Source organism: Dactylosporangium thailandense, from assembly GCF_059739745.1.
This window is the reverse complement of the sequence record NZ_AP029195.1, coordinates 2,406,568-2,429,924: the sequence shown is the minus strand read 5'-3', so window position 1 is coordinate 2,429,924 and position 23,357 is coordinate 2,406,568. Positions and strand designations below refer to the sequence as shown.

Sequence of the window (23,357 nt, the reverse complement as noted above, 5' to 3'; positions counted from 1 at the left end):
GGACGGGGGCCACCGGTACTGTGCGGCGCTCCGAAACTCGACAGGCTGAACGCATGCCAATCAGCCGTCGCACCCTCCTGCGGGCCAGCACAGCATCGGCCTTCGTCCCTATGCTCGGCGTCGTGGACGAGCCTGACGATCTCATCGAGCTGCGCCGCGATCTGCACCGCCACCCCGAGACCGCCGGGGAGGAGCGCTACACCTCGGCCGTGGTCGCGCGCCGCCTGCGCAAGGCGGGCCTCGACGTCACCACCGGCGTCGGCGGCCACGGCGTCGTCGGCGTGCTCCGCGGGGCCGGACGGGGCCGGACCGTCGCCTATCGCGCGGACATGGATGCGGTACCGCCCCAGGACCAGATCGCCGGCGGACCCGACCCCGCGCACCTGTGCGGGCACGACATCCACACCACGATCGGCGTGGGCGTCGCCGAGGCCCTGGCCCGCGGGCGCCGGCGGCTCGCGGGCACCGTCGTCTTCGTGTTCCAGCCCGGCGAGGAGGCACTCACGGGCGCGGCCGCGATGCTCGCCGACCACGTCCTCGAGCACACGCGGCCGGAGGAGATCCACGCCCTGCACTGCGGCCCGTTCCCGCTCGGCGACTTCGTGGTCATGCCCGGCACCGGCATGCCGGGCCAGGACCACGCGACCGTGACCGTCGACGGGACCGGCGCCGCCGAGCGCGCGGCCTCGCTGGCCGCGGCGATCAACGGGCTCGGCACCATTCGCCCGCCGGCGGGCCCGGCCGAGCTGGAGCGGCTCGTCAGCGAACTGCTGACGCCGCACGGGCCGCTCGCCGAGTTCGTGTACATGAACGCGTCGGCGGACGGGGCGCAGGTGCGGGTGTCGTACCGGTGCTGGCCCGAGGCGCGCTGGACGGCGGTCCGCCACGACATCGAGCGCCTGGCCGCCGCGGCCGGATCCGCGACGGTCGCCTACCCGGCCGACCCGTTCCCGGCGATGATCGTGCCCGAGGCGGACGGCCGGGCGGTGGAGCGGTACCTGCGCCGGAGCGTGGGCGCCGGCCACGTCGAGGTCATGCACGGCGCCGTCCCGTTCAACGGCGAGGACTTCGGCCTGTTCCTGCGACGGGTGCCGGGCACGTACTCGTTCCTCGGCGTGCGCCGCCCGGGCGCGTCGATCGAGACGGCGTACCCGCACTTCGGGGCGTTCGACCCGGACGAGCGCGCCATCGCCCACGGCGTCCGCGCGATGTCGGGCTGGCTGTCCCACCGGACCGCCGCGCACGACCGGCTCAGCCCTTGACGCTGCCCGGGGTCGCGCCGTAGACGAGGCGCAAAATCGCGTCGGTGAGCGTGTCGAGCAGTTCGTCCTCGTCGTAGGCGCCCGGGTCGGCGTAGGCGTCGGCGAACGTCATGCTGCGCAGGTGCATGGCCATCTTGGCGAGCAGGTCGGGCGGGCCGACGACCGTCCGGCCCGCTCGCGCGTCGCGCTCGATGCGCCTGCTGAACAGCGTGCAGCCCTCGTCCAGCAGCCGGTCGCGGACGTGCCGCACCTCGGGGCCGGGGTCGGGCGTGATGAAGGCCTCGCGCAGCCAGCGCCCGTCGATCTTCCAGCGGGCCAGCCCCGCGGCGAGACCCCGCCGCAGCGCGCCCCGGTCCAGCCCGTCCGAGGCGAGCCACTCGGCCATCTCCAGGTCGGCCTCGGCGAGCCGCTGGTCGACGAGCGCGGCCAGCAGCGCCTGCTTGGACTCGAAGTAGAAGTAGAAGCCCGACCGTGCGATGCCGGCCGCCCCGGCCAGGTCGTCGATCGTGACCTGACTGATCGGCTTGTCCCGGAACACGTCCCGGGCGGCGTCGACCAGGGCCTGCTCCCGCTGGTCGCCCTTGGTGGGGGCGCGGCGGCTCTTGATGGCTGGCACGGCGTCGACTGTACCGTCCGCCGAGTGTAATCGACACCGCATCTTTTATTTTCGACACCGTGTTGAAAAGCCTGGGCGACGCGTCTACGTTCGGGCTGTGATCCTCAGAACGCGCCTCGCACTGCCCGTCGCCTGCTACGTGGTGCTGCTCGTCTCGGCGCTGCAGACCCTGGTCGTCCCGGTCGTCGCCGACATCCGCGCCGACCTCGGCGTCTCGACCAGCGCGGCCAGCTGGGTGGTGACCGCCAACCTGCTCGCGGCCGCGGTGTTCACGCCGATGCTCGGCCGGCTCGGCGACCTGTACGGCCGCCGCCCGGTGATGCTCGGCGTGCTGAGCGTGGTGCTGCTCGGCTCGGTGCTCGCCGCCACCACCTCCAGCCTTCCGCTGCTGCTCGTCGGCCGGGTCGCCCAGGCCGCCAGCTTCGGGCTCTTCCCGCTGGCCATCGGCGTGCTCCGCGAGGAGCTGCCGCCGCACCGGCTGACCGGCGCGATGGCCCTGGTCAGCGGCATGCTCTCGATCGGCGCCGGGTTCGGCCTCGTGGTCACCGGGCTGCTGATGCGCCACGGCGGCAACTACCACGAGCTGTTCTGGCTGTCGACCGCGCTCACCGCGATCGGCCTGGCCGGCGTCTGGCGGCTGCCCCGCCGTGCGGGCGCGGCGACCGGCCGGCTCGACTGGGCCGGCGCCGCCCTGCTCGGGGTCGGCCTGGTGCTGCTGATCCTGCCGCTGGAGGAGGGCAACGGCTGGGGCTGGGGCTCGGCCCGGGTGCTCGGCTCGCTGGCCGCCGCGGTCGTCGTGCTGGTCGTCTTCGTCATGTTCGAGCGGCGCGTCACGCACCCGCTGGTCAGCCCGCGCATGCTCAGCCACCGCCCGATCGTGGTGGCCAACGCGGCCGGCCTGTTCCTCGGCTTCGCGATGTTCGCCGTCTTCCTGGCCGTCTCCGCGCTGGTGCAGACGCCGCACACGGTCGCCGGCTACGGCTTCGGCGCCTCGGTGCTCGCCGCCAGCCTGGTCTACCTGCTGCCCGGCACGGCGGGCGGCGTCATCACCGCGCCGCTCGGCGGCCGGCTGGTCGCCCGGTTCGGGGCGAAGCCGACGCTGGTGATCGCGGCGGTCCTGGCCGGCGCCGGCTTCGCCATGCTCGCGGTGCTGCACTCGGCGACCTGGGAGGTCATCGTCGGGGCCTTGGTGGTCAACACGGGGGTCACGTTCGGCTACGCGGCGCTGCCCGCGCTCCTCATCGCCCACGTCGAGCCGGCCGAGACCGGCATCGCCAACAGTGTGAACTCGATCGCCCGCTCGGTCGGCATGTCCCTGGGCACCGCGTTCGTGGTCACCATGATGACCCGCAACCCGATCCCGGGCCCGGTGCCACTGCCCCGCGAGGCCCAGTTCGTGACCGTCTTCGTGATCGGCGCGGTCCTGGCCGCGATCGCCGCCGCCGTGGTCGGCTGGGCCCTGCCGCGGGCCCGTCCGGTCGCGCTCACCACGGCCGAGGTGGAGGCCGACGACGTGCTCGGCGCGGCCGGGCTGGAGGTGCCGGTCCGGCGCTGAGCACGTCGCCGGCGCCGCTCAGCCGACGGTCAGGCTGTCGATGTTCGCCCCGTTGGCGCCGGTCGTGGTGGCCCGCACCGTGACCTGGCTGCCGGCGGGCAGGGAGGCGGTGAACGACGTGGTGCTCCAGGCGCTCCACGAGCCGGTCGGGTTGAACGCCAGCGCGCCGTTGACGGTGGCTCCGTTGACCGCGATCGCGAGCGGGCGGTTGGCGGTGCCGCCGTTGGCGTAGCGGAACGTCAGCGTCCTGGTGCCCGCCGCCGGGACGTCGACGGTCCACTGGACGTAGGCGCCGCTGGCCGAGGCGTCGGCGAAGTCGACGAAGCCCGTTCCGGTGTAGTCCGGGTGGCGGGTGTCGATGGCGGCGCCGCTGAGCGTGGCCCGCTCCGCCTGGTAGGCGGTGCCGCCCGTGGCGGCCGGGAAGGCCGATCCGCTCGGCTCGATCGTGGCGGCCACACCGCCGCCGACGACCGTGGCAATGGCCGGGGTCACGACGGAGAGCACGTTGCGGGCGGCGTCCCACACGGTGCCGCCGCCGCTGGTGACGGCGGTCGCCTCGGTGGTGAAGGACGGCAGCGTGGCACCGCCGTTGACCCGCATGCCGACGGGGGCCGTCAGCCCGTGCAGGCGCACGACGTAGCGGCGCGTGGCCGGTGCGCCCGTGTAGGTGCCCTGCGGGTGGCCGACGGTGATCCTGGTCGCGGCGTCGGTGTAGGTGAGGGTCGTGACGCTCTTGGCGCCGGAGACGCGGTGGGCCTCGGTGACGCCGTCGTCCTCCACCAGGTTGAAGGTGCCGTCGGCGCCGGCGTAGACCTCCATCTCCAGGTGCCGCTTGTTCAGGTAGGCGGTGCTCTGCGCGTACTGGTACTTGGGCAGGATCGCGCCGGCCTTGACGAACAGGATGACCTCGCCGGTGTGGGTGACGTAGGGCAGGTCGGCCGAGTCCGTGCCGACGTGCTTGATGTCGGCCCAGAGGTTGTACCAGGTGGCCCCGGCGGGCAGCCAGACGTTCTGGGTCGCCCCGCCGTCCGACGTCACGGGCGCGACGAGCACCGACGGCCCCCACATGTACTGCAGGTCGTGGGAGTACGCGTTGGGCCGGTTCTGGTAGTCGACGACCATGGCCCGCGCCATCGGCATGCCCGTGGCCGCGGCCTCGTGGGCGATGCTGTAGATGTACGGCAGGAGGGTGTAGCGCAGCTCGCCGTACTTGCGGAAGTCCGCCTGAATGGCCGCGCTCTGGTCGAGGGGCCAGCGGGAGGCGATCGCGCCCTGCGAGGTGGTGCTGGCCCCGCTGTGCGGCCGCCAGATCGGTGACACGCTCGACCAGGCCGCCGTCCAGTTGCGGTAGAACGGCTCGGAGATCAGGCCGCCCGTCCCGCCGAGGAAGCCGCCGCCGTCGATGTTGGAGAACGGGAAGCCGCCCAGCCCGCCGACCTGCATGCCCCGGATCTGCTGCTGCATCTCGCTGTAGGTGGAGGCGATGTCGCCGGTCCAGTAGTGGCCGTAGCGCTGCTGCCCGGCCGACGCGCCGCGGCTCCAGGTCCACGGGCGCTTGGCGGTGCCGATGTGACCGGCGGTCTGCGGATCCCAGCCCTCCTCGCCGACGCCCTTGTGCAGGTAGAAGAAGTACGCGTTGCGCAGCTCCGACCATTTCCGGCCGTTCGCCGTGTCGGCGTTGAACGGGATGGGGCCGAGCTCGTCGGGCTCGTCGAGCCACAGCCCGTCGCCGGGATAGTGCAGCGCCGGGTTCAGGGCCTTGGACCAGAAGACGTTCCACACCCAGGCGCGGGTGGCGGGGTTGCTCCAGTCGGGCACCGAGCCGTTGTCCGCGACCCCGGTGAGGTCGGCGGCCTTGAAGCTGTAGCCGGGCGGCGGCCCGCCGACCCAGCCGGCCATGAGGTTCGAGTTGTTGCGGTTGTAGTCGAGGGTGACGGTCACGCCGTTGTCCGCGGCCCACGCCTGGTAGCCGGCCGGGTCGGGCCAGCGCACGGAGCTGAACTCGAACCACGAGCCGCCCCACGCGCCCGTGCCGGACCGCCAGCGGTTGTCGTTGACGTGGTGGTCGAAGGGGAAGCCGGCGTTGCGGTGCTGGGTGATCTTCGTGCGCCACCAGTTCTCGTCGCTGACGTCGGGGAAGTTCTTGTCGGTCATGTGCAGGCCGAAGATGGCCAGCTGCGGCAGGCGCGGGCGCCCGGTCAGCTGGGTGTAGCGGTCGAGCAGCTTCGCGAACTCGGGGCCGTTGATGAGGAAGTAGTCCATCTGCGGCCGGACGCCGCCGGTGCCGTGGTCGTCCGCGGAGAACGCGTAGTCCCGGGCGGTGCCGCTGGCGAAGGAGAAGGTGGCGTCGAAGGTCGTGTTGAAGAAGACGCCGTACCCCTTGGTGGACAGGTAGAGCGGCACGATCGCGGGCGCCTGGTCGCCGCGCACGGAGCCGTAGTTGTGCGCCACGACGTCGCCGGTCCGGTCGATGCGGGGCGAGCGCCCGAAGAACCCGTGCCCGGCCTTGACGAAGTGCTCGTCGGCGGGCGGCGGGACGAACGCCTCGGTGATGACGCTGTTGTTGGTGCCGCCCCAGGTGATGCTGCGGGTCGCGTCCTCCTTCGCCAGCAGGGCCCCGGTGCCGCGGTGGTAGAACTCCAGCCGCAGCGGGTTCTTCTGCAGCACGACCCGGATGCCGTCCGCCGCGCCGGTGACGATCGTCAGAGCGGTGCCGGAGTCGGTGACGCTCAGGGTGCCGCCCATGCCCGCGTGGTTGGCCGGCACCACCATCTCGTACCGCGTGTCGGCGAAGAACGTCTCCCCGCCGCGGATCGCGCGGACCCGGACGATCTGGTTGCCGTACGCGGTGATCTTCAGCCGCTGGCCCGTGGCGCTGGTGACGGTGATGCTGCGCGCGTCCGTCACGTGCGAGGCGTAGTTGCTCAGCTGCTCCCCGGTGGCCGCCTCGGCCCGGCCCGGCACCGCGACGGCGCCGATGGACAGCCCAGCGGCCATCCCGAGCACGTTTCTTCTCTTCATCGCATCGACTCTCCTCGGCAGGGCGGGCGAACCCGTTGCGCAGCACGGCATCCGGCGTTGGGGGAAGGGCGCGCAACGGCACGCGGCGACGGTGGTCTCCGGGCGGGTTGGCGGACGGAGCGCGCCGGAAACGGTTCCCACACTGATCCCGGCGCGTCGGCTTTGTCAACAGTTGAATATCGACGGATTTCACATTGACATGCATCGTGCTACCGTCGGGTCTGACAAGATCTGGAACCGCTTCCAGGAGGCGTCTCATGGCGGCGACGATCAGAGACGTCGCCCGGCTCGCCGGGGTCTCCCAGTCGTCGGTCTCGCGCGCGCTCGCCGCACCGGAGCGGGTGCGGCCCGAGACCCGGGAGCGGGTCGAGCGGGCCGTCGCCCGGCTCGGGTACCACCCGAGCCGCATCGCCCGCGGCCTGAGCACCGGACGCACCGGCACCATCGGGTTCGTGGTGCCCGACATCGCCAACCCGTTCTTCCCGGGCATCGTCAAGGCCGCCCAGCGCCGCTCCCGCGAGTTCGGGCTCTCGGTGCTGCTGGCCGACTCCGACGAGGACCCCGCCACCGAGATGGACCTCATCCGCACGCTCACCAAACAGGTCGACGGCTTCGTGCTGTGCGCACCCCGCGCCGGCGACGACGACCTGCGCGCCGTGTGCGACGACATCCCGGTGGTGCTGCTCAACCGGCGGGTCGGCCAGCTGCCGTCCATCATCTTCGACAACGCCGACGGCATCCGCCAGGCGCTCGCCCACCTCGCCGCGCTCGGCCACCGGCGGGTCGCCTACGTCGCCGGCCCCCGCACCTCGTGGGTCAACCGGGAGCGGCTGCGCGCCGTGCGCAGCGTCGCGGCGGCCATGCGCCTCGAGGTGGTCGAGGCGGGCAACGTCTCCCCCGATTTCGAGGGCGGCGTCGCCGGCGCCGACCTGGTGCTGGCCGCGTCCGTCACCGCGGTCATCGCCTACAACGACATGATCGGGCTGGGCCTCATCAGCCGGTTCGGCGCCCGCGGGGTCAGGGTGCCCGACGACGTGAGCATCATCGGCTTCGACGACATCCCGGCCTCGGCCCTCGTCAGCCCCGCCCTGTCGACCGTCAGCCAGCCGAAGGACCGGTGCGGCCGGGCCGGCATCGACCTGCTCACCGACCTGCTCAACGAGCGCGGGCGCGCGGGCGGCGCGCGCACGCCCCTGCCGACCCGGTTGATCGTGCGCGCCTCCACCGGCCCGGTCCCCTAGCCGGCATCTACCCTGACGCCCATGCGTATGAGCCGTCATTGCGTGAAGTGCCAGTGCCCGCGCCTGTGGCAGATCAACCCCTTCATGGTTCCCGACAACGACAGCAGCAATGTCGTCCTGCCGCTGCCGGGCATCTCCCGGCTGCACTCCGGAGCGGCGGTCGGGGCGGAGTTGCGCCGGCGCCTCGAGGCCGGCCGCTTCGAGGTGTGGATCTGCACCGCGTGCGGATACACGGAGTGGTACGCCTTCGAGGTCAACGATGCCCTCGCGCGGATCTCGCAGCATCCCCACTCGGGCGTGCACTACCACGACGCCGGCGCGTAAGCATCGCCCTCACCCCGCGCCGGAAGACCGTGAATCATCGCCATTCGCCGCTCTGGACATTCCCCGCCGAATACCCGATAGCGGTGTGAGATCTTTACGAACCTCGATCTCCCCATCTACGCTCTGGAGCATCTCAGGCGACGCCGAAGACGCAATTTGCGTTGACGTAAGTCGATGTGTCGACGGTGGCCATCTCGAATAAGCCTGTGCGAGGACGCCATGAGCGACAGTGCGACAGCGCACCCCGGGGTGCGGGAGTATCCGTTCGAGGTCTTTCGCGGCGATCTGCCCGGCGAGCTGCTGCGCATGGTCGAGCACGAGAAGGTGAGCCGGGTCCGGCTCCCCGACGGCCGGCTGGTCTGGCTGGTGCTCGGCTACGACGAGGTGAGCACCGTGATGACCGACATCCGGTTCCGCCGCCGCGGCGGGGCCTACGACACCGGCTCCGCGGCCGAGGCCGGCTGCCCGGTGCGCGACCTGAGCATGGACGGCCCGGCCCACACCGAGCTGCGGCGCCTGGCCGGGCGGGCCTTCACCGCCCGGCGGATCGACGCGTACCGGCCGCGCATCCAGGCGGTCACCGACGAGCTGCTGGACGAGATGGAGCGGCGGGGCAGCCCCGGCGACCTCGTGGCCGATCTCGTGGTGCCGCTGCCCGCGATCGTCATCTGCGAGCTGCTGGGGGTGCCGGCCGCCGACCGCGAACGGTTCGCCGAGTGGGACCGGGCGCTCATGGCCGTGAACACGCACGCCGCGACCGAGACCGCCGACCCCACCATCGCGATGCGCGCCTACCTGCGGCAGCGGCTCGCCGAGAAGCGGGCCGCGCCCGGGCCGGACCTGTTGTCGGCGTGGGCCGAGGCGCAGGCCGAGGACCCCTCGCTGACCGACGAGGAGATCGTCGGGCTCGCCGTCACCGTGCTCGTCGGCGGGCGGGAGATCGGCTCGATCAGCGCGGGGATGCGGGCGCTGTTCCAGCATCCGGACGTGATGGAGCGGCTGCGCGACGAGCCCGCCCGGCTGCCCGCGGCGGTCGACGAGCTGCTGCGGTACACCTCCCTCAGTCCGACGTTCCTGGAGCAGACGGTCATGGCCCCCGTCGAGCTCGGCGGGATCGCGCTGCGCCCGGGTGACGTGGTGATGCCGTTGCCGTGGGCGGCGAACCGCGACCCCGGCAAGTTCGCGCGCCCGGGCGAGCTGGACATCGACCGGTCCCCCAATCCGCACATCACGTTCGGGGTGGGCCCGCACTTCTGCCTGGGCGCCGCGCTGGGGCGGGTCGAGATCGAGACGGCGATCGGCTCGCTGCTGCGGCGCTTCCCGAAGCTGCGGCCGGGGGTGCCGATCGACGAGCTGCCGTGGCGGCACGAGCGGATCAACTGCGGGCTGTCCGCGTTCCCGGTCGCATGGTGAGCGCCGACGGCCCGGCCGAGCGGCTGCGTGACCTGGTGGACCTGGGCGGTCCGTTCGCCGTCCGCGTCGCGGCCACCCTGCGGCTGCCGGACCTGATCGCGAGCGGCAAGCATTCGCCCGCCGAGCTCGCGGCGGCCACGGGCACCGACGCCGACGCGCTCGGGCAGCTGCTGCGGTACCTCACCGGACGGGGCGTCCTCGCGCAGCCCGCGCCGGAGCGCTTCGAGCTGACCGAGGTCGGGCGGCTGCTGTGCGGGAGCGCCCGGCGGGAGTGGCTGGACCTCGACGGGCTCGGGTTCCGCATGGACCTGGCCTACGCCGGGCTGCTGCACGCGGTGCGCACCGGCGAGCCCGGGTACGCCGCCGTGCACGGGCGCACCCTGTGGGAGGACACCGACGCGAACCCGGCCCACCGCCGCGTCTTCGACGAGCTGATGCGGGCCGAGCAGCGGCGCACCGCGCCCGAGGTCGCCCGCCTCTACGACTGGTCCGGGGTCGCCGAGGTCATGGACGTCGGCGGGGGCAACGGCGGGCTGCTCGCCGAGGTGCTCGCGAAGCACGGGCATCTGCGGGGTGTACTGCTGGATCGTCAGGCGTCCGCCCCGGCGGCCGCGGCGACGTTCGCCGAGCTGGGGGTCGGCGATCGGGCGAGGTTCACGGCCGCGAGCTTCTTCGAGCCCCTGCCGTGCGCCGCGGACGTCGCGGTGGTCTCCCGGGTGCTGTCCGACTGGGCCGACGAGCCCGCCCGCGCCATCCTCGGCCACTGCGCCGAGGCCGCGGGGCGGGTGCTCATCGTGGAAGTCCTCCGGAGCGGACCGCACTACGACCTGAACATGCTCGTCACCGTCGGCGGCCGCGCCCGGGGCGTCGCCGACTTCGACCGGCTCGCCCGCTCCGCGGGTCTCACGCTCGCCCGGACGCTGCACGGCGACGGCGGGCTGGTGCTGCTCGAGTGCGTCCGATGAGGCGGAGGTGCGCTCCATGACGATGCTCGCACACGCGGACTCCGGCCGTCCGGAACAGCCCGCGTTCGAGCGCCGGCTCCACGACGAGCTGGAGCGGCGGTGGCCCGCCGGCGCCGACGAGCTGGACGCGCTGGCGCGCTACGCGCTGCTGCCGCCCGGCAAGCTGCTGCGCCCGCTGCTGGCCCTCGCCTGCGCCGAGGCGGTGGGCGGCGCCCCCGACGACGTGGTGCCGGCGGCGCTCGCGGTGGAGTACCTGCACGTCGCGACGCTGGTGCACGACGACATCATCGACGCCGACGACGTCCGGCGGTCGCGCCCGGCGGTGCACGCCGCGCACGGGGTGCCCGACGCCATCGTCGCGGGCGACCACCTCATCTTCGCCGCGTTCACGGCCATCGGCGAGTGCCGCCCGGCGAGTGCGGCGACGGCCGCCGCCAGGGCACTCGCCGCCGCGGGGTCGGACCTCTGCCGCGGGCAGGTGCTCGAGGCTCGGCTGGCCGGCAACCCGGCGGCCGGCGTCGAGGCCTACCTGACCGTGGCCGCGCTGAAGACCGGCGCGCTGTTCCGGGCGGCCTGCCGGATCGGGGCGCTGCTCGGCGGCGCGGACGCCGAGCGGGCCGACCGGCTCGGGGAGTACGGCGAACTGCTCGGCATCGCCTTCCAGATCCGCGACGACGTCCTCGCGTGCACGCTCGGCCCCGAGGCCACCGGCAAGCCCTCGACCAGCGATCTGGCCAACGGCCGGCCGACCCTGCCGGTGCTGCTCGCCTTCGAGGCCGCCGACCCGGCCACCCGCCGGGCGCTCGCGGCCGCACTGGCCCGGCGCTCGGCCGGCCCGGGCGAGCTCGCCGAGTTCCGCGCCATGCTCGTCGCCACCGGCGGGGTGGACCGGGCCCGGGCGCGGGCCACCGAATACGGGGAGCAGGCGCTCGCCCGGCTGGACACGCTCGAGGCGTCGGCGAGCCGCGATCTGCTGGCGGCGGCGGCCGCCTGGGCGACGGGAGCCGGGCGATGAGGCGCCTGCGCACGGCGGTCCTCGCGCACGTGCAGACCTGGCGTCCGTACACCGTGTGGTACGTCGGCCTGCTCGGGCTGGCCGGCGCCGGCCTGGCCGGGGAGCGCCGTCCACTGTGGCTGGTCGTCGCGTGGGCCATCCCCACGCTGGGCTGGCTCGGCGGGCACTACCTCAGCGACTGGTTCGACCGGGACCTCGACGCCGTCAGCAAGCCGCACCGGCCGATCCCGTCCGGCCGCCTCGCCGCGCGGACGGCGCTCGTGTGGGGCAGCACGGCGATGCTGGCCGTCGCGGCGCTGGCCGTCGTCGGCGGCTGGCCGACCGCGGTCGTGGCCGCGTGCGCGGTCGCCGCCGTCGTCGCCTACGGCCTGCACCTCAAGGCGTCCGGGCTGGGCGGCAACCTCGTCCGCGGCCTGCTCGGGGCGCTCACGCTGCTCTTCGGCGCCGCCGTCGTGCCGATGTTCGACCGGCGGGTGCTCGTCTTCGCGGTCGCGTTCTGGCTGCACGACTGCGCGTCGAACCTGGTCGGGACCCTGCGGGACGTGGCCGGCGACGCGGCCGGCGGCTACCGGACGCTCCCGGTGCGCCGCGGGACCCCGGCCGCGGTGTGGACCGCGGTCGCGTTCTACGCCGCGGCCATGGTCGCGGCCGCGATCGGCGCGGGGCCGGGGCACCTGGTGCCGCTGGCCGCCGTCGCGGCCGTCGGCGCGGTCGCGCTCGCCCCGCTGGTGCCCCGGCGCCGGGCGCTGCCGGTGCGGGTCGCTCTGCGCGCCCACGAGGTGCTGGTGCTGGAGCGGCTGGGGCTGGCCGCCGCCGTCGTCGGGCTCGGGCTCGGCGCGACGACGGCCGTGGCGCTGCTCGTGCCGATGGCCGCGCTCACCTGGTGGACGCAGCGCCGAATGCGGACATGGTACGAGCTGGGGCCGGCCGACCGGCCCGCGGAATGGACGGCCGATGTCTGACCCGCGCCCGCAACGCGTCCGCCGGGCCATCGCCGCCGGCGCCGAGGAGCTGTTCCGCCGGCAGCGCGACGACGGGGCCTTCGGCGACGACCCGCCCGCCTCGATCCTGGGCACCGCGGGCGCGATCACCGCCCTGCGGGCCGCGGATCCGTCCGGCTCGGCCGAGCTGGTCGCGGCCGGCGCGGCCTGGCTGCGCGGCGTGCAGCACGACGACGGCGGCTGGGGCGGCGTCGTCGGCGCCGGCAGCGAGGCGGTCGCGACCTCCGTCGCGGCGGCCGCCCTGCACATCGTCGCGCCGGACACGAGCGCCGCCGCGGTCGAGGCCGGACAGGCCGCGCTGGCCGCGCTCGGCGGGGTCGAGGCGGTGACCGACCCGGCGGTCGCGCACCTCTGCGGGCAGTTCCAGGTGCTCGCCGGGTTCGCACCGGCGGGGAGCCTGCGCCGCCTCCCGCTCGAGGTGGTGCTGGCCGACCCGGTACGCCGGCGGCGGGTGTCGTTCCGGACCGCGCCGTTCGTCGGGCTGGCCCTGATGCAGGCCGCCGCCGACCCGCCCGGTCCGGTGCGCCGGCTGACCAACCGGGCGGCCGTGCCCGCCGCGCTGCGCCTGCTCGCCGCGGTGCACGACCACGAGCGCCGCACCGGCGCGTTCAGCGCGGACCCATGGCCGGCCGCGCTGGTGTGTCTCGGCCTCGCGCACGCCGGGCTGGCCCCGGACATCGTCACCGCGATCGCCGGGTTCCTGCGCGGGTCGGTGCGGGCGGACGGCTCCTGGGACGCCGTGGCCAACCTGGACCTGACCCGTTCGGCGTTCGCGTCGACCGGGCTGATCGCCGCGGGCTACGGCGCCGACCCGCGGCTGGCCCGCACCCGCGACCTCTTCCACCGCACCCGGCAGCGCGACGCGTTCACGGTGCTGGACTGCCCGGCCGGCGGGTGGAGCTTCTCCGACGCGCACGGCTGGCCGGTCACGCTGGAGTCCGCCGAGATCCTGACCGCGCTGGCCGGCTTCCCCGGCAGCGACCGCGACGCGGTGCTGCGCGACGGGCTCGCATGGCTGGTCGGCCGCCAGGACTCCCGCGGCTCGTGGAGCCTGTGGGTGCGCAACACCCGGCTGGCCAACGACGGCCCCTGCCCGGCCATCACCGGCCAGGGCGTCGTGGCGCTGCTCGAGTCCGGCCGGCCGGCCGGTGACCCCGCCGTGCGGGCGGCCGTGGACTGGCTGGAGAGCCGGCAGGCGCCCGACGGCACGTTCGAGAATCTGTGGTACCGCGACCACACCTCCGGCACGGCGATGGTGCTCGGCGCGCTCGCCCTGGCCGGGCGCGGGGCCGGTCCCGTGGCGCTGGCCGCCGCCGGGTGGCTGCTGTCCACCCAGTGCGCGGACGGCTCCTGGGGTGCGGGCGCCGGCTCGCCGGGCACCGTGGAGGAGACGGCGTGGGCGCTGCCGGCCCTGCTCGCGGCCGGCGTCGACCCCGGGTCCGAGCCGATCCGGCGGGGCACCGACTGGCTGCTGGACGCCCAGCGCCCGGACGGCGGCTGGCCCGCGAGCCGGGTCTGCGCCTACATCCGCCACCACATGTACTACCCGAACGGCGCGATCACCCGTGGTCTCGCGCTGCGGGCCCTCGCCGCGGTGGCCGGGCGCCCCGGGGGCCCCGGAGGCCCGGCATGAGCTCAGTACTGCTCGCGCGCGTTGACCCGCGACGGCCAGTACCGCTGGCCGGGCGCCGGGCGGTAGACGGGCCAGCGGGGCGGGCCGCCCTTCGGCTCGTCCGCGAAGACCGTGACCCGCTGGCCGACCCGGCGCTCGTCGTAGTCGTTGAGCGCGTAGTGCTGGGTGACGCGGTTGTCCCAGACCGCGATGTCGCCGGGCCGCCACCGGTGCCGGCACGTCAGCTCCGGGCGCTCGGCGAAGGCGAAGAGGTACTCGAGCAGGGCGTCGCTCTCGCCGCGGCTCAGCTGCGGGATGTGCGAGGTGAAGAGCCGGTTGACGTACAAGGCCTTGCGCCCGGTCTCCGGATGCACGCGGACCACCGGGTGCTCGGCCCGCCGGGTGGTCTCGTTGCCGGGCTGGCTGTGGATCGCGGTCAGCCCGTCGAGCAGGTCGCGGATCGGCGCGGACAGCCGCTCGTAGGCCAGGTACTGGTTGCTCCACATGGTGTCGCCGCCCCGGCCCGGCACGCGGACGAGCCGCAGCACCGAGGCCAGCGGCGGGTGCTGGTTGTACGTGATGTCGGTGTGCCAGACGTCGACCTTGCCGCCGCGCTCGGAGTCGATGACGACGATCTCCGGGTGCCCGTCGAGCCGCTGCAGGTGCGAGTGCGGCTCGACGCGGCCGAGGCGGTTGCCGAACGCGATGTGCGCCCGCGGGGAGATGTGCTCCTGGCCGCGGATGAAGACGACGAGGTGCTCGAGCAGCGCCCGCTTGATCTCGCCGAACCCCTCGTCGGTGAGCTGCTCCAGGTCGGCGCCGCCGATCGTGGCGCCGAGGGCGCCCGCGCCGGGTTCGATGACGATGTTCATGGCGCGGGTTCCGTCCTCGGTCGGGGCCGTCGACAGGTTGACCAACTGTTTGACCATCATCAATACCTTGCCGGTGGCCCCGGCCGCAAGGAGAGGGGCGACTTGTGGACCTGTCGATGAACGAGTCTCCGTTCCCGCCGATTCCGGCCGTGCTCGACGCGGTGCGGGAGGCGGCGGCCCGGCTGCAGCGCTACCCCGACTTCCGCTCGGCCGAGCTCGCCGCGGCGCTGGCGAAGCACCTCGACGTGCCGGACGGCGAGCTGGTCCTGGGGCCCGGGTCCGCGGGGCTCATCCAGCTGCTGATCCAGGCGCTCGACCCCGGCCGGGACGAGATCGTCCACCCAGCGCTGTCGTTCGAGGGCTACCCGCTGATGGCCGCCAACCTCCGCAACCGGTCGGTGGCGGTGCCGCTGGCCGGGCTCACCCACGACCTCGACGCGATGGCCGCCGCGGTCACCGAGCGGACCCGGTGCGTGCTGCTGTGCAACCCGAACAACCCGACCGGCGCCGTGCTCACCCACGCCGAGATCACCGCCTTCCTGGCCCGGATCCCGGACGACGTCGTCGTGATCATCGACGAGGCCTACCGGGAGTACGTGACCGACGGGGACTACGCCGACGGCCTGGCCCTGCACCGCGCGCACGACAACGTCTGCGTCGTGCGCACCTTCTCCAAGGCCCACGGCCTGGCCGCGCTGCGGGTCGGGTACGCCGTGGTCCCGCCCCGCATCGCCGGGCCGGCCCGGATGGCGGGCGTGCTGTTCTACCCGGGCGGGCTCGCGCAGGTCGCGGCGCTCGCCTGCCTCGAGCCCGGCGCGCTCGACGAGTGCGCCCGCCGGTGCGCGGAGCTCGTCGGCGTGCGCGACCGGCTGGCCGCCGCGCTCGCCGCGGCCGGGCTCCCGGTCGCACCGACGCAGACCAACTTCCTCTGGCTGCCGCTCGGTGCCGGCAGTGACGCCTTCGCGCGGCGCTGCGCGGCCGCCGGCATCCTCGTCCGGGCCTTCCCGGAGGTCGGCGTGCGGGTCACCGTCGGCGACGAGGCCGGCAACGACCGCCTGCTCGCCGTGGCGAGGGCCGGATGAGGGTCCTCGTCGTCACCTGGGGCTGGCGCTCGCACCTCAACCACCTCGTGCCGCACGCGTGGGCGCTGCGGGCGGCGGGGCACGACGTGCGGGTGGCCTGCCCGGCCGACCTCACCGAGGCCGTCACCGGCGTCGGGCTGGCGGCCGTGCCGGTCGGCCCGCGGCTCGACTTCGCGACCGTGGCCACCGGCCAGATCGCGCGCATTCGCGACGACCCCGGGGGCGGCCCGGCCGGCGGCGCGCTGCCGCGCTCGGTCACCGTCGGCGGGGTCGCCCACACCTACGCCGCGACCATGCTGCCCGACCTCGTCGCCTTCGGCCGCTGGTTCCGGCCCGGCCTCGTGCTGCACGAGCAGAACAACCTCGGGGCCGCGGTGGCCGCCGCGGCGCTGGGCGTGCCGTCCGTGCGCGTGCTGTGGGGGCCGGACTTCGCGCTGCCCATCGACCGCGACGCGGTCCTCGGCCCGCTCGCCGAGCCCTACGGCGTCGCGCCGCCGGAGGTGCCGCTGACCGGCACGCTCACCCTGGACCCGTGCCCGCCGCCGCTGCAGGTGCCGCTCGCCGGGCCGCACCGGCCGGTCCGGTTCGTGCCCTACAACGGCGTCGCGGTGCTCCCCCGGTGGCTGCGCGGGCCCGCCGACCGGCCGCGGATCGCGCTCTCCCAGGGGACCCTGATGCCGCGGCTCGGGTTCGCCGCGTTCGACCTGCGCACGACCGTCGCCGCGCTCGCCGACCTGGACGCCGAGTTCGTGCTGACCGTAGAGCCGGAACCGGGCCAGGTCCTGCCCCCGAACGTGCGGGCGGCGCCGGGCCTCGCCCACCACCTGCTCCTGCCGACCTGCGCGGCGGTCGTGCACCAGGGCGGGGCCGGCACCACGATGACCGCCGTCGCGTGCGGGGTGCCGCAGCTCGTCCTGCCGCGCGTGGGCGATCAGCACTTCAACGCGGAGCGGGTCGTCGCCGCCGGCGTGGGCGCCGCGCTCCCGGCCGAGCGGGCCCGGCCCGACGCGATCAGGGACGCGGTGGCCGAGCTGATCGGCGACCCCCTCCGGCGGGCGGCGGCCGCGCGGCTGCGCCGGCGCAACGACGCCCGTCCCGCGCCGGCCGAGGTCGCCGGGCACCTGACGCGGCTGGCGCGCACAGCACCGGTACGACACCTGGAGAGGGCCCATGATTGAACCGATCCCGTTCCCCCTGCCCGAACCGCCCTCGCTCTACCAGCCGCTCCCCGAGCTCGTCGAGCTGCAGCGCGACCGGCCGGTGGTGGAGATGCGGATGGCCGACGGCACGCCCGCGTGGCTCGTGTCGCGCTACGCCGACGTGCACACGGTGCTCACCGACTACCAGCGGTTCAGCCGCGAGATCAACAAGGCCTCACGGACGCCCGTCGCGGAGCTGGGCGGCCTGGAGACCGAGTCCCTGATGGGCATGGACCCGCCGAAGCACACCCGGATGCGCCGCCTCGTCGCGCACGCGTTCACGCCGCGGCGGGTCGAGCGCATCCGGCCCGCGGTCCGGGCGATGGTCGACGAGCTGCTCTCGCGCATGATGACGATGCCGCGCCCGGTGGACCTGGTCGCGAACTTCTCGACGCCGATCCCGATCTGGGTGATCAGCGAGCTGCTGGGCATCGCCGTGGAGGACCGCGGCAAGTGCAAGGAGTGGTCCGACATCATGGTCGGCGACTGGAACCGCGATCCGGCCCGGACGAAGTCCGCGGTCGACGGGTTCGCCGGCCTGATCGACTCGCGGCGCTCGAAGCCCGGCGACGACCTGATCAGCGAGCTGATCATCGCGCAGGAGGTGCACGGGCACCTCACCGAGCGCGAGATGCTCATGGTCTGCATCGGCCTGCTCATCGGCGGCCACGAGACCACGACGAACCAGATCAACCTGTTCCTCATGGCGCTGATGCACTTCCGCGACCTCTGGGACCGGGTCGTCGCGAACCCGCAGGACATCCCGAAGACGGTCGAGGAGCTGTCGCGCTACATGCAGATCGGCGTCACGGGGGTGATGCTGCCGCGGGTCGCCAAGCAGGACGTGGAGCTCAGCGGGGTGACGATCCCGGCGGGCGGCGTGGTGCTGCTCGCCTTCATGGTCGCCAACCGCGACCCCGAGGTGTTCGCCGATCCGCACCGGATGGACGTGGACCGGGCGAGCAACCCGCACCTCGGGTTCGGCATCGGGATTCATCACTGCATCGGAGTACACCTGGCAAGAATGGAGCTGCAAGAGTCCCTGGCCGGGATCGTGCGCTGGATGCCGGAGGTCCGGATGGCGATCCCCGAGTCGGAGGTGAAGCTCGTCGAGGGCCTGGTGGTGCGCCAGGTCCAGGCGCTGCCGCTGACATGGTGAGCCCGCGGGAGGAGCTGATCGGGCGCGTCCTCGGCTGGTGCCGGGCGCGCGAGGAGGTGCGCGCGGTCGTGCTCTTCGGCTCGCTCGCCCAGCCGGACGCGCGCGTGGACGAGCAGTCCGATGTGGACATCGAGCTCACCTTCGCCGCCGTGACGCCCGAGCTGCTCGCCGGGGCGTGGTGGCGGGACTTCGGCGAGGTGTGGGCCGCGCACTCGCTCGACCCCCTGCCGGTGTGGAGCCTCGTCTACGCGGGCGGGCTCGCCGTCGACCTCAGCATCGTCGACCCGGGCCGGATCGGCGGCATGGTGGCCGCCGGGAAGCTCAGCCGCGTGTGGGAGCGCGGCTACCGGGTGCTGCTGGACCGCGACGGCAGCACCCGCGGGCTGCCCGCGCCCAGCGGGGCGATGCCCGAGCCGGGGCCGCTCACCCACGACGAGTTCCGGCGGCTCGCCGACGGGTTCTGGGTCGAGGTCCTGCGGGTGCCGAAGTACGTCGCCCGCGGCGAGCTGTGGGCGGTGAAGTCCCGCGACTGGACGGCGAAGACCCGGCTGCTGCGCCTGCTGGAGTGGCACGCGATCACGGTCGGCGGGCATCGGGTCGACGGCCACGGGCTCGGCCGGGGCATGCCGGGCTGGCTGCCGCCGCAGCTGTGGGAGGCCGTGCACGGCGTGTTCGGCCGGTTCGACGGCGCCGACGCCCTGCGCGCGTTCCGGGCCTCGGTCGAGGTCTTCGACCGGGCCGCCCGCGAGGTGGCCGCGGCGGCCGGGTTCGAGTACCCCACGCAGCGCGACCGGCTGCTCCGCGCACACGCCGAGGGACTCCTACGAGAGGGCTCGCTCCTATGAGACAGGGATGCGCGGTCGTCATCGGCGGCAGCCTGGCCGGGCTGGCCGCGGCCCGCGCGCTCGCCGGGCACTTCGAGCGCGTCGTCGTCATCGAGCGCGACGAGCTCGCCGACGACACCGAACCCCGGCGGGGCGTGCCCCAGGGCGGGCACGGGCACGTGCTGCTGGTCGCCGGGCAGCGGGCCCTGGACGCGCTGTTCCCCGGCCTCATGGCCGAGCTCGTGGCGGCCGGCGCGGCCGAGTTCGATCCGGGCCTGGGCCTGGCCTTCTCCCGCTTCGGCGCGATCTGGCCGCGGGTGCGCACCGAGCTGCGGCTCGTGACGGCGAGCCGGCCGCTGCTCGAACGCGCCGTGCGGCGCCGGGTGCGGGCGCTCGCCGGCGTCGAGCTGCGCACCGGGGTCGCCGTGGCCGCCCTCGTCGGCGACGGCGAGCGGATCACCGGCGTACGGCTCGACGACGACACGGTGCTCGCCGCCGACCTCGTGGCCGACTGCAGTGGCCGCGGCGGCCGGTCCCAGCAGTGGCTGCGGGATCTGGGCCACCCGGTGCCCCACGTGACCGAGATGAAGATCGGCGTCGGCTATGCGACCCGGCTGTACCGTCGCCGGCCCGACGACCTCGGCGACGCGCGGGCCGCGTTCGCCCTGCCCGACCCGCCCACGCAGCTGCGGGCCGGGCTGGCCCTGCCCGTCGAGGGCGATCGCTGGGTGGTGTCGCTGGGCGGCTGGCACAACGCCTTCCCGCGCGACGAGGCGGCGTTCGCCGCGCACGCCGCCGCCCTGCCGCACCCCGGCCTCGCGAGCATCGTGGCGGACGGCGAGGCCCTCAGCGACCTCACCGTGTGCACGCTCCCGGTCAGCCGGCGCCGCCACTTCGAGCGGCTGCGCGGCGTCCCGGCCGGCTATCTCGCGCTCGGCGACGCCGTGTGCAGCTTCAACCCGATCTACGGCCAGGGGATGACCTGCGCGGCCCTCGAGGCGGTCGAGCTCGGCGAACTGCTGGAGCGCCACACCGCGGTGACGGCGGCGCTGAGCCTCGACTACTTCCGGCGGGCGGCGCGGATCGTCGCGACGCCGTGGCGGTTCGCCTCCGGCGGCGACTTCGCCTACCCGCAGACCGAGGGCGCCCGGCCGCTCGGGGCCGGGCTGCTCAACGCCTACGCCCGGCGCGTCCAGCTCGCGTCCATGCGGAACCCGGACGTCCGGCGGGTCTTCACCTCGGTCCAGCACCTGATCATGGACCCGGCGGCGCTGACCAGCCCGGCGATGATCGCAAAGGTACTGCGCACGCGATGAGGGACTATCCGTTCGAGCCGTTCCGGGGCCGGCTGCCCGACGAGGTGCTCCGCATGGTCGTGGACGAGCCGGTCAGTCAGGTCCGGCTCCCCGACGGGCGCCCGTGCTGGCTGGTGCTCGGCTACGAGCAGGTGTGCACGGTGCTGGCCGATCCGCGGTTCGCCCGCTTCGGCAACGGGCCGTCCGGGACCGTCGCCGCCTGCCCGCACGGGCGCCCGTCCGGGAGCCGCACGCTGCGCAGCGACGGGCCGGACCACGCGTCGCTGCGCCGGGTGGCCGCCCGCGCCTTCGGTCCACGCGCCGTGGAGGGCTACCGGCCGCGGGTCCAATCGCTGACGGACCGGCTCCTGGACGCGATGGTCGCGCGGGGCCGGCCGGCCGATCTGATGACGGCGCTGGTGAAGCCCCTGCCCGTGCTCGTGATCTGCGAGTTGCTCGGCGTGCCGGCGGCGGACGAGCGCCGCTTCGACGAGTGGGCCTCGGCGATCCTGTCCGTGACCGCGTTCGACTCCCCCGCGGGGCGCGCCGCGCAGGCGGCCCTGGACGCGTACTTCACCGACCTGGTGAACGCGCGCCGCACCGAACCCGGCGACGACCTCGTGTCGGCGTGGCTCACGACCCCGCTCACCACACCGGAGATCGCCGACCTCGCCGCCACGGTCCTGCGCGGCGGCCGCGAGATCAACACGATCGCCTCCGGGCTGCGAACCCTGTTCGAGCACCCGGACCAGCTGGCGCTGCTGCGGGCGGATCCGTCGCGGCTGCCGGGGGCGGTCGAGGAGATGCTGCGGTACTCGGTGCACAGCACCATGTTCCGGGTGCAGACGGCGCTGGAGGACATCTCGCTGGCCGGGGTCCGCATCAGCGCCGGCGACTGCGTGATGGCCCTGCCCGCGGCGGCGAACCGCGACCCGCGGCAGTTCGCCGAGCCCGACGTGTTCGACATCGGGCGCTCGCCCAATCCGCATCTGTCGCAGGGGTACGGGGCGCACTTCTGCCTGGGCGGGGCGCTCGGGCGCGTGGAGATCGAGGTGGCGATCGGGTCGCTGCTGCACCGGTTCCCCGGCCTGGCTCCCGCGGTGCCGGTCACGGACATCGCGTGGCGCAACGAGCGGTTCAACGCGGGAATGGCCGCGTTCCCCGTCACCTGGTGACAGCGATCAGCCGTCGGACCAGATCGGCTTGAGGCCGTCGCCGGCGTCGTAGAACAGGTACGGCCGCAGGTCCGCGGCTGTGGTGAGGGCGCGGTGCAGCCCGGCGGGGTTGCCGTCGGCGGCGTGGAACGGCTGGGCGCCCAGCAGGTCGTGCAGGTCCGCGAACGGCCACGCGGTGCCGAGCAGCCGCCGGAGCCTGGCCAGCGTCGCCACCGCCGGCCGCGGGACCCGGTCGACGAAGATGGCGGCCCTGGCGGGCAGGTCCCAGCTCGCCACCATCGGGTTGCGTGCGCAGCCGAGCAGGTGTCTGACCGCGCGACCGGCGGGGCCCGGCCCGGCCTCGCGGGACCACCATTGCGCGTCGACGGCCACCTCGCCGGTCTCCAGGAGCGCAAGCGTGAACCACTCCAGATCGACGCCGGACGCCAAACCGCGCTCGGCGACGGCGACGACCTCGTCCGGCAGACGGACGTCGTGCGCCTCGACGTAGTGGGCCAATCCCTCGGGCCACACGAAGTGCTCACCATCGGTCAGCTCCGCGCTGCCGTTCGCCGCGCCGCAGAGCCGGCACACGGACATGCCGGCCGCGACGGCGAACACCGTGCCCGATCGCAGGTACGCGGCGACGGCGTGGTGTGTGGCAGGGTCAGCGGCGGACACGAAGCCGCAGACGTCGGGCAGTCCGTCCGGCGCCGCCCGGCCGTCCCAATACCCGAGCAACCGGAGGACCTTGGTCATGGTCGAACACTCCCACACCCGTGCATCGGCTATCAGCGGCGGTGCTCGGCGTGCGGTTGGTCGAGTGATGATCGTCCTGCTGACGGTGATCGGCGCTGTGGTCGTTGGCGGATGTTCCAGTGCGGGGCAGGAGGAAGTGCTGGTGTCGTCGAAGACCCTGGCGTATGGATCCCCGGTCTGGATCGGTGACGCCATTTACTTCCTTCAGTACAGCGAGAACGATTCCAGCGGCGGTGTGTCGGCGATGAAGGTGCGCCCGGGTGCGCCGGCCGAAGCGGTCACCGTTCCATCGCCCGACTGCCGTCGTCCGGCCGAGGAGGATCCTTCGATCAAGGCGTTTGTGGCGATGAGCGATCACGAGCTCGGGCTGGTGATGCCCTGTGGTAGTTCCTTTGAACCGAATCGGTCGGCATTCGTCCGCAAGGACGTCCGCGGCGGGGAGCAGACGACCGTCACGCCCATCGACTTCGGTGGTTGGGGGGTGGCCTGGTCCGTGGCCTCGGAGTCGGTGTACTCGCGCGTTGAGTCCTGTCCCGCGCAGGGGATGATGGCGGTCGGGAAGACGAGCTCCGAATGCCTCGGCGGCGCCGATGTACGGTTCCCGGCGGTCACCGCAAGCGGGACGCTGTTCTTTCTGGCCAACCGGTGCGGGACGGAAAGGGCCGGCCCGCCGACCACGTACGCCGTCTGCCGCTACGACGGAGCGGGGCGCATCACGAGCCTCGCGCTGGGTGTGCGCGATCCCTGGGCCCTGACCGTGAGCGGTGACCGCATCGTGGTCGCCGGCAAGGTCAACGGGCAGCCGGGCCTGTGGTCGCTGGAAGACGACGGACTGTTCCGGAGCGTGGCGAGGGGCGACTACCGTGGCGGCGCCTTCACGCCGGACGGAACAAGGCTGGCGGCGACGCTGCGAGATGACGGATGGTTCTCCACGCGTTGGTCGCTGCGATTGGTCTCCGTTCCATAGCGCTTCACCATGGCGCGGGCG

The 23,357-nt window shown here is 74.1% G+C and carries 20 protein-coding genes; 16 read left to right on the top strand and 4 right to left on the bottom strand.

Annotated features, from left to right (window positions below; translation table 11 throughout):
- The first annotated feature begins 122 nt into the window (after nucleotides 1–122).
- Entirely contained in the window at nucleotides 123–1,262 is a 1,140-nt protein-coding gene (locus AC6JBM_RS10665; protein WP_497983435.1) for a M20 metallopeptidase family protein, read from the top strand.
- Here the strand turns inward: AC6JBM_RS10665 and AC6JBM_RS10660 are convergent.
- Nucleotides 1,252–1,878 carry a TetR/AcrR family transcriptional regulator gene (locus AC6JBM_RS10660; protein WP_497983434.1) on the bottom strand — a complete coding sequence of 209 codons (627 nt, stop codon included), beginning with the start codon at nucleotides 1,876–1,878 and terminating at the stop codon, nucleotides 1,252–1,254. The genes AC6JBM_RS10665 and AC6JBM_RS10660 overlap by 11 nt on opposite strands.
- A 97-nt stretch (nucleotides 1,879–1,975) precedes the next feature.
- Here AC6JBM_RS10660 and AC6JBM_RS10655 point away from each other — a divergent pair, with 97 nt between their 5' ends.
- Complete coding sequence (locus AC6JBM_RS10655) at nucleotides 1,976–3,433, top strand: MFS transporter (protein ID WP_497983433.1); 1,458 nt, start codon at nucleotides 1,976–1,978, stop codon at nucleotides 3,431–3,433.
- Nucleotides 3,434–3,451: 18 nt separating this feature from the next.
- Here AC6JBM_RS10655 and AC6JBM_RS10650 read toward each other — a convergent pair whose 3' ends face one another.
- On the bottom strand, nucleotides 3,452–6,454 hold the full coding sequence (locus tag AC6JBM_RS10650) for a TIM-barrel domain-containing protein (RefSeq protein WP_497983432.1): 3,003 nt from the start codon (nucleotides 6,452–6,454) through the stop codon (nucleotides 3,452–3,454).
- Nucleotides 6,455–6,711: 257 nt separating this feature from the next.
- Here AC6JBM_RS10650 and AC6JBM_RS10645 point away from each other — a divergent pair, with 257 nt between their 5' ends.
- From AC6JBM_RS10645 to AC6JBM_RS10615, 7 genes are all read left to right on the top strand, one after another.
- Complete coding sequence (locus AC6JBM_RS10645; protein WP_497983431.1) at nucleotides 6,712–7,695, top strand: LacI family DNA-binding transcriptional regulator; 984 nt, start codon at nucleotides 6,712–6,714, stop codon at nucleotides 7,693–7,695.
- A 21-nt stretch (nucleotides 7,696–7,716) separates the two neighbouring features.
- Nucleotides 7,717–8,019 (top strand): hypothetical protein, encoded by a 303-nt coding sequence (locus AC6JBM_RS10640; protein ID WP_497983430.1) that lies wholly within the window; start codon nucleotides 7,717–7,719, stop codon nucleotides 8,017–8,019.
- Between the two features lie 219 nt (nucleotides 8,020–8,238).
- On the top strand, nucleotides 8,239–9,432 hold the full coding sequence (locus tag AC6JBM_RS10635; protein WP_497983429.1) for a cytochrome P450: 1,194 nt from the start codon (nucleotides 8,239–8,241) through the stop codon (nucleotides 9,430–9,432).
- Nucleotides 9,426–10,397, top strand: a complete 972-nt coding sequence (locus tag AC6JBM_RS10630) for a methyltransferase (RefSeq protein WP_497983428.1) — start codon at nucleotides 9,426–9,428, stop codon at nucleotides 10,395–10,397. Before AC6JBM_RS10635 ends, AC6JBM_RS10630 begins: the two co-directional genes overlap by 7 nt.
- 16 nt (nucleotides 10,398–10,413) lie before the next feature.
- On the top strand, nucleotides 10,414–11,412 hold the full coding sequence (locus AC6JBM_RS10625; RefSeq protein WP_497983427.1) for a polyprenyl synthetase family protein: 999 nt from the start codon (nucleotides 10,414–10,416) through the stop codon (nucleotides 11,410–11,412).
- Nucleotides 11,409–12,374, top strand: a complete 966-nt coding sequence (locus tag AC6JBM_RS10620; protein WP_497983426.1) for a UbiA family prenyltransferase — start codon at nucleotides 11,409–11,411, stop codon at nucleotides 12,372–12,374. Before AC6JBM_RS10625 ends, AC6JBM_RS10620 begins: the two co-directional genes overlap by 4 nt.
- The gene (locus tag AC6JBM_RS10615) at nucleotides 12,367–14,046 is read left to right on the top strand and encodes a prenyltransferase/squalene oxidase repeat-containing protein (RefSeq protein ID WP_497983425.1); all 1,680 of its coding nucleotides are present in this window, start codon (nucleotides 12,367–12,369) and stop codon (nucleotides 14,044–14,046) included. Before AC6JBM_RS10620 ends, AC6JBM_RS10615 begins: the two co-directional genes overlap by 8 nt.
- A 2-nt stretch (nucleotides 14,047–14,048) precedes the next feature.
- Here the strand turns inward: AC6JBM_RS10615 and AC6JBM_RS10610 are convergent, their stop codons facing one another.
- A complete protein-coding gene (locus tag AC6JBM_RS10610) occupies nucleotides 14,049–14,954 on the bottom strand; it encodes a TauD/TfdA dioxygenase family protein (RefSeq protein WP_497983424.1) in 906 nt (301 codons plus the stop codon).
- Between the two features lie 47 nt (nucleotides 14,955–15,001).
- Between AC6JBM_RS10610 and AC6JBM_RS10605 the strand changes: the two genes are divergently transcribed.
- From AC6JBM_RS10605 to AC6JBM_RS10580, 6 genes are read left to right on the top strand one after another with little or no spacing between them, the layout of a single operon-like run.
- Nucleotides 15,002–15,979 (top strand): aminotransferase class I/II-fold pyridoxal phosphate-dependent enzyme, encoded by a 978-nt coding sequence (locus AC6JBM_RS10605; protein WP_497983423.1) that lies wholly within the window; start codon nucleotides 15,002–15,004, stop codon nucleotides 15,977–15,979.
- Complete coding sequence (locus AC6JBM_RS10600; protein ID WP_497983422.1) at nucleotides 15,976–17,157, top strand: nucleotide disphospho-sugar-binding domain-containing protein; 1,182 nt, start codon at nucleotides 15,976–15,978, stop codon at nucleotides 17,155–17,157. Before AC6JBM_RS10605 ends, AC6JBM_RS10600 begins: the two co-directional genes overlap by 4 nt.
- Nucleotides 17,150–18,337 (top strand): cytochrome P450, encoded by a 1,188-nt coding sequence (locus AC6JBM_RS10595; protein ID WP_497983421.1) that lies wholly within the window; start codon nucleotides 17,150–17,152, stop codon nucleotides 18,335–18,337. The genes AC6JBM_RS10600 and AC6JBM_RS10595 overlap by 8 nt, the downstream gene beginning before the upstream one ends.
- Nucleotides 18,331–19,182, top strand: coding sequence for an aminoglycoside 6-adenylyltransferase (locus AC6JBM_RS10590; protein WP_497983420.1), 852 nt, complete (start codon nucleotides 18,331–18,333; stop codon nucleotides 19,180–19,182). Before AC6JBM_RS10595 ends, AC6JBM_RS10590 begins: the two co-directional genes overlap by 7 nt.
- Nucleotides 19,179–20,477, top strand: coding sequence for an NAD(P)/FAD-dependent oxidoreductase (locus AC6JBM_RS10585; protein WP_497983419.1), 1,299 nt, complete (start codon nucleotides 19,179–19,181; stop codon nucleotides 20,475–20,477). Before AC6JBM_RS10590 ends, AC6JBM_RS10585 begins: the two co-directional genes overlap by 4 nt.
- Nucleotides 20,474–21,631 carry a cytochrome P450 gene (locus AC6JBM_RS10580; protein ID WP_497983418.1) on the top strand — a complete coding sequence of 386 codons (1,158 nt, stop codon included), beginning with the start codon at nucleotides 20,474–20,476 and terminating at the stop codon, nucleotides 21,629–21,631. The genes AC6JBM_RS10585 and AC6JBM_RS10580 overlap by 4 nt, the downstream gene beginning before the upstream one ends.
- A 6-nt stretch (nucleotides 21,632–21,637) precedes the next feature.
- On the opposite strand, the gene AC6JBM_RS10575 is transcribed toward AC6JBM_RS10580, so the two are convergent.
- Nucleotides 21,638–22,369: a hypothetical protein gene (locus AC6JBM_RS10575; protein ID WP_497983417.1), complete on the bottom strand. Its 732-nt coding sequence runs from the start codon at nucleotides 22,367–22,369 to the stop codon at nucleotides 21,638–21,640.
- Nucleotides 22,370–22,436: 67 nt separating this feature from the next.
- Here AC6JBM_RS10575 and AC6JBM_RS10570 point away from each other — a divergent pair, with 67 nt between their 5' ends.
- Complete coding sequence (locus tag AC6JBM_RS10570; protein ID WP_497983416.1) at nucleotides 22,437–23,336, top strand: hypothetical protein; 900 nt, start codon at nucleotides 22,437–22,439, stop codon at nucleotides 23,334–23,336.
- The last annotated feature ends 21 nt before the right edge of the window (nucleotides 23,337–23,357 follow it).